Genomic DNA, 5,311 nt, shown 5'->3' on the forward strand with positions numbered 1-5,311 from the left:
GTGCTGTGGCGGGCCGACGGCAGCGCTTTCCCCGCCGAATATTCGGTGCTGTGGCGGGCCGACGGCAGCGCTTTCCCCGCCGAATATTCGAGCTACCCCGTCATCGAGGCCGGGGAGGTGCAGGGCGCCGTCGTCACCTTCGTTGACATCTCGGCGCGCCGCCAGGCCGAGGCGCTGTTGCGCGCCAGCCATGACGAGTTGGAGCAGCGGGTGGCCGGGCGCACCGCCGAGCTGCGCGAGCTGGCCCACCACCTGGAGGCCGTGCGCGAGACCGAGCGCAAGCGCATCGCCCGCGAGATCCACGACGAACTTGGCTCGCTGCTCGTCGCGCTGAAGATGGACCTGGACTGGCTGGCCCGCCGCGTCGGTGATGCGACACAGCGCGAGCCCATGGTGGACAAGTGCCAGCGCATGGGCAGCCTGGTGGACACCGCTGTCGACTCGGTCGGCCGCATCATCACGGACCTGCGCCCCAGCATCCTGGACCACCAGGGCCTGTGGGCGGCGCTGGAGTGGCAGGCCCAGGAGTTCGAGCTGGCTGGCAGCGACGAGCGCCAGGTCGACTTCAAGATGCACGTGGCCGCCGACGTGGTTCCGCCGGAAGGGGGCCTGGCCATCGCGGTGTTCCGCATCTTCCAGGAGGTGCTGTCCAACATCGCCCGGCACGCGCGGGCGCGGCACGTGGCCATCCGCCTCGACGTGGACGCGCCGCCAGGGCCGGTGCTCTACCTGCAGGTGCGCGACGATGGCGTGGGCGCCGCGCCCGAGGCGCTCAACGATGCGCGCAGCTACGGCGTGCTGGGCATGCGCGAGCGGGCGGGACATTTTGGCGGGCGAGTGGGCATCGAGAGTTTTCCAGGGCGGGGCACGACGGTGCGGCTCGTGATGCCGTTGGAGCAAGCATGATCCGTGTGCTGATCTGCGATGACCACCTCATCGTCCGCCAGGGCATCAAGCAGGTGCTGGCTGAAGCCGAGGATCTGCAAGTGGTCGGTGAGGCCGCCAACGGGCCCGACGCCATCCAGCGGGTGCGCGCCGGTGGCGTCGACGTCGTGCTGCTGGACATCGCCATGCCTCAGCGCGACGGCCTGGACATCCTGAAGGCGCTGAAGTCCGAGTTTCCGCGCCTGCCAGTGCTGATGCTGTCCACCTACCCGGACCGCCAATACGCCGTGCGCAGCTTGAAGCTCGGCGCGGCCGGATACCTGAACAAGAGCGCTGACAGCGAACAGATGATCGACGCGGTGCGCAGCGTCGCCCGCGGCAAGCTCTTCATCACGCCCAGCGTGGCCGAGCAGCTGGCCGGCGCCATCGGCGCGGGTGGGCCGGGCGGAGGCCGGCAGGCCGACGAGACGCAGCCCCTGCACGAACTGCTGTCGCACCGCGAATACCAGGTCTTCAAACTGCTGGCGGCCGGCCGCAGCGTGGGCGAGATCGCCGAACAGCTGGTGCTCTCGCCCAATACCGTGTCCACCTACCGCGCCCGGGTGCTGGAGAAGATCGGCGTGCGCAATGATGTCGAGCTGGCGCTGTTCGCGGTGCGCATGGAGCAGGCGGGATAAGACCGCTCTCCCGAGAAGTGAAACCATGTTTCGTTTTGCGCGGTACATTGCCGACCGCATGCATCACCGCGCCGGTCGGCGCACAGAGAGAACTTCATGAGCGCCACCCAGCAAATCGCCGAAGCCTTCACCGCCGCCCGCGCCGCCGGCCTTGCGATCGCAGCCTACCCCGGCACGCCGCCCGCGACGCTGGCCGAGGCCTATGCCATCCAGGCCGCCGCCATCGCACGCTGGCCCGATGCGGTCAAGGGCTGGAAGGTCGCCCGTGTGAACCCGGCATTCGCGGCGCAGTTCCCTGAAGAACGCCTCATCGGGCCCGCCTTTGCCGCCAACGTCCACCACGTGGCGCAAGGTGTTGCCGCGCAATGCCCTGTCTTCGAAGGCGGCTTTGCGGCGGTCGAGGCGGAAGTCGTCATCGTCGTCGCGGCCGATGCGCCGGCAGGCAAAGCCGACTGGACGGCCGACACCGTCGCCCCGCTGGTCAAGTCCATGAACATCGGCGTGGAAGTCGCCAGCAGCCCGCTGGCGACGCTGAACGACATCGGCCCGGGGGCAGTCATCTCCGACTTCGGCAACAACTGGGGCGTCGTCGTTGGTGCCGAGATTGCCAACTGGCGCGAGCTGGAAACCATCGATGTGGAGACCTTCATCGATGGCCAGTCGGTCGGCACCGGCAAGGTCGCCATCAAGCCAGGGCCTCTCGGCGCGCTGGCCTTCACGCTGAACAAGCGGGCCCAGCAGGGCGAGATCCTGCGCGCCGGCGACGTCATCTCGACCGGCATGATCACCGGCGTGCACGACATCCGCATCGGCCAGCAGTCGCGGCATGTGTTTGCCGGCGTGGGCGAGGTGCAGGTGCAGATCACGCGTGCGGCGGGCGCGAGGCGCTGAGGCGTCCGCTGATTCAAGCCGCCATGCAGGCGTGTTTCACGGCAGCTTCGGCATCCCGCGCTGGACCGCCAGTTCCGCGACCTGTCGGCCGAGAGCCGTGGCGTGTTCGTCAGCCGTGCGGGTGTGAATGCCTGCCCAGATCCGGGCGTTCTCGATCTCCGTCGCCGCCTGGGAGAAGCTGCTGAAATGACGTGTCAGTGCGTTGTTGAAGGTGGCGCTGAAGGGCACGCCGTCGTTGCCGAACAGCAGTTGGAGCGACCTGGACCAGGCACCTGACGTCGCCGAATGGCCGGAGAGGTAGTCCGGGTGCGGCGGCGTGTTGATCAACGGCTCCCAKGTCGGGTCCGCGTTGGTCGAAGCGGCGCGGATGGCCGTCAGCGGGCGCCAAGTGCCCATCTTGCGCTTGACCTCCCAGCTGGCGATCACGGCGTCGAGCGCGGCCATGTTGATGATGGCGAAGATCCGGGCGTTCTCCGGCGTCGACGTGCCCTTGGCGGTGGCGGCGGCGCGCGCGGCGGCGTTCCACATCTGGCCGCCGTTTATCAGCGTGAAGATGGCCGCCGCCGTCTGGTCGGCAGTTCGCTCGGTGGAGTTGCGCCCGCCCAGGCGCCTCACCTCGTCGAGTTCCTTGGCGTATTGCACGCTGTCAATCGCCAACGGGCCGGGCGCCGTCACCTCGGCCGCTGATTTGAGGAAGAAGGGCTTGACCTCGGCCCAGTGGATCGAGGCAAAGCCGCCCATCGAGGGCGGCGCCGGCTGCCAACTGCCTCGGGCGGTGGCCGGCGTGTAGACGACGCGCGCGTTCCAGCCGTCGCTGCTGCGCATGGCGATGCATTGCTCGGCGACCTGGCGGCCCAGGGCGCTGCCATCGCTCTTGCCGGCGCCATCGGGCACCTTGGCCAACGAGGCCTGCAATGCGGCGTCGAGTGCAGGCTTTTGCAGCGGGTAGATCGACGCCAGCACCGCATGTGCCGCCGATGCCGCCGCCGCCTCGGCCGATGCGCCGGCCGGGGCCGCGGGGGCGGGACTCATGTAGGCCCGGTGCGTGCGGGTGATGGCATTGACGGCGTCGAACATGGCGACATGCGTGAGGGCCAAGGCACGCATCTCGACTTGCGGCGTGCTGGACRCCGTGAGGCCGAGCGCCGTGACGTTCCAGTCCGTGACAACGTCGGCTCGCGCCGAATGCAGGGCAGTCGCCAGCACGGCGGCCAGCAGGCATCTCCAAGCGGCAAGTGTCATCGCGGCTCCTTTGCAGTCGACGCTGCGAGGCTCCGCCCGCCCTGGTGGCCCAGCAACCCCTAGAAGGCGGCGCAATGGCTCGGTGTCCTCTCGGTTGAGGATTGCCGCGGGGGATGCGAGCGTCAGTCCAGCATTGCGACTGGCCCTCCGGCATTGCGGTCGTCAACGGCCGTCGTAGGCGCATGAACAAACGAAACAAACGCCCGTCCGGCCTGAAACCGCTGCGCGACAGGCGGCAGGCACAGTGCGATGCCTTGGTTCCAGGAGACCGTCATGCCTTCACAACCTTTCCAAGCATCCTCTGCTCGCCATGTGCTGGCCGCACTCGTTGTCGCTTTCGCCTTCACTTCGGGCCTGGCCCATGCGGCGGATGCCGAGCAAGGCATCGAGCAAGCGCTCAACGCGGCGCTGCAGGACAAGCGCGGTATCACGCTCTATGTGAACGGGCAGGCGATCTCGGGCGCCGTGACGCGCATCGAGCCGGGCCGCTGGGTGGAACTGCGCAACCAGCAGCACGGCCGCATCCTCGTGCGGCTGGACCGCATCGACGGCATTGCGGCGCCCTGAGGGGCGCCCGCGTTCAAGCCTTGCTCAGGCGCGCCGCCACCTCCGGCGGCAGCGGCATGAACTCGCGCACGTCCTGCGCGCAGCGGCAGGCGGCGGCGATCTTGGCGGCCCAGTGGTGGGCGGCGTCCCGGTCGGGTACGTCGACACGGTGAAGCSGGGGATGGCGCTCTGTCTACACGCCCAGATACCTGCCGGGTTTGTGGTTCAGTGTGAGGATGGCGCCGATGGCCACGGCGCCAACGACTGACTGCAGAACCCGAACGGGCGGCACGGTGAAAAGCGCTGCAAGCACGACCAGGACATCGACCGACATCTGAATCTTTCCTGCACTCAGACCCTTGGTTTGCTGGAGCCACTGCGCCACGATATTGACGCCACCGACGCTCGCCTGATGACGAAGCAGGGCCAGGAGGCCGAATCCGACGAGAAAGCCACCAAGTACCGCGGCCACCCAAGGGTTCAGGAACTCGAAGCGGACCACCCTGGGTGCCAACGCCGTACAGGCGGAAACCAGCGAGACGGCAAGGAGGCTTTTGAGCGTGAACTCTCTGCCGAGGCGCTGCCAGGACAGCAGGAAGAACGGCAGGCTGAAGGCGAAGAAGCACAGCGCCAGACTGAGGCCGCTGGTGTAGCTGGCGAGGAAGGCAACTCCTGCGACCCCTCCCGTCAGCAGGCCGGCATGTGCAAACATGGTGAGGCCCAAGGCGACGAACAACGAGCCCGCTATTAGTGCATGGCCGTCGTCAAGCCAGGTGTGAACGGGCGGTTCTGTTGAAGTTCGATCCATGCCGTCACACAAGCACACAGCGTGCCGTCGCGGCAATCACCCGCTGTGGGTACTGAACCCCAACAGACGCGGAGGCGCTGATCGTGTTGGGGTTCGCGACGCTCACCCCAACTACCGGGCTGCGCTCCAGCCAGTCGGCGCTCGGGGCCTACTACCGGCGGCTGTGCGCGCGCATGGACAAGGGCAAGGCGGTGATGGCGGCAGCTCACAAGCTGGCGCGGTTGATCTACGCGATGCTCAGCAAAGGCCAGGAGTACACCGA

6 protein-coding genes are annotated in these 5,311 nt (G+C 67.9%); 4 read left to right on the forward strand and 2 right to left on the reverse strand.

Annotation, left to right across the window (positions count from 1 at the left end; all coding sequences use genetic code 11):
• From AC1DU6_RS19225 to AC1DU6_RS19235, 3 genes are all read left to right on the forward strand, one after another.
• The coding region (locus tag AC1DU6_RS19225; protein WP_477858940.1) for a sensor histidine kinase at positions 1-906 on the forward strand (906 nt) is incomplete at its 5' end.
• Positions 903-1,562 (forward strand): response regulator, encoded by a 660-nt coding sequence (locus AC1DU6_RS19230; protein WP_477858942.1) that lies wholly within the window; start codon positions 903-905, stop codon positions 1,560-1,562. The genes AC1DU6_RS19225 and AC1DU6_RS19230, both read left to right, overlap by 4 nt.
• Positions 1,563-1,658: 96 nt before the next feature.
• Complete coding sequence (locus tag AC1DU6_RS19235; protein ID WP_477858944.1) at positions 1,659-2,453, forward strand: hypothetical protein; 795 nt, start codon at positions 1,659-1,661, stop codon at positions 2,451-2,453.
• Between the two features lie 36 nt (positions 2,454-2,489).
• Here the strand turns inward: AC1DU6_RS19235 and AC1DU6_RS19240 are convergent, their stop codons facing one another.
• A complete protein-coding gene (locus AC1DU6_RS19240; RefSeq protein ID WP_477858946.1) occupies positions 2,490-3,695 on the reverse strand; it encodes a vanadium-dependent haloperoxidase in 1,206 nt (401 codons plus the stop codon).
• A gap of 273 nt (positions 3,696-3,968) precedes the next feature.
• Between AC1DU6_RS19240 and AC1DU6_RS19245 the strand changes: the two genes are divergently transcribed.
• Positions 3,969-4,262 (forward strand): hypothetical protein, encoded by a 294-nt coding sequence (locus AC1DU6_RS19245; protein ID WP_477858948.1) that lies wholly within the window; start codon positions 3,969-3,971, stop codon positions 4,260-4,262.
• Between the two features lie 172 nt (positions 4,263-4,434).
• On the opposite strand, the gene AC1DU6_RS19250 is transcribed toward AC1DU6_RS19245, so the two are convergent.
• Complete coding sequence (locus AC1DU6_RS19250) at positions 4,435-5,049, reverse strand: YitT family protein (protein ID WP_056197583.1); 615 nt, start codon at positions 5,047-5,049, stop codon at positions 4,435-4,437.
• Positions 5,050-5,311 lie beyond the last annotated feature (262 nt).

It is taken from the genome of Roseateles sp. P5_B10 (assembly GCF_056400485.1).

What these genes read in the sequence shown, in the direction of transcription:
- AC1DU6_RS19230 (WP_477858942.1), top strand. Translation starts at nt 903, where the DNA reads ATGATCCGTGTGCTGATCTGCGATGACCACCTCATCGTCCGCCAGGGC.
- AC1DU6_RS19235 (WP_477858944.1), top strand. Translation starts at nt 1,659, where the DNA reads ATGAGCGCCACCCAGCAAATCGCCGAAGCCTTCACCGCCGCCCGCGCC.
- AC1DU6_RS19245 (WP_477858948.1), top strand. Translation starts at nt 3,969, where the DNA reads ATGCCTTCACAACCTTTCCAAGCATCCTCTGCTCGCCATGTGCTGGCC.
- AC1DU6_RS19250 (WP_056197583.1), bottom strand. Translation starts at nt 5,049, where the DNA reads ATGGATCGAACTTCAACAGAACCGCCCGTTCACACCTGGCTTGACGAC.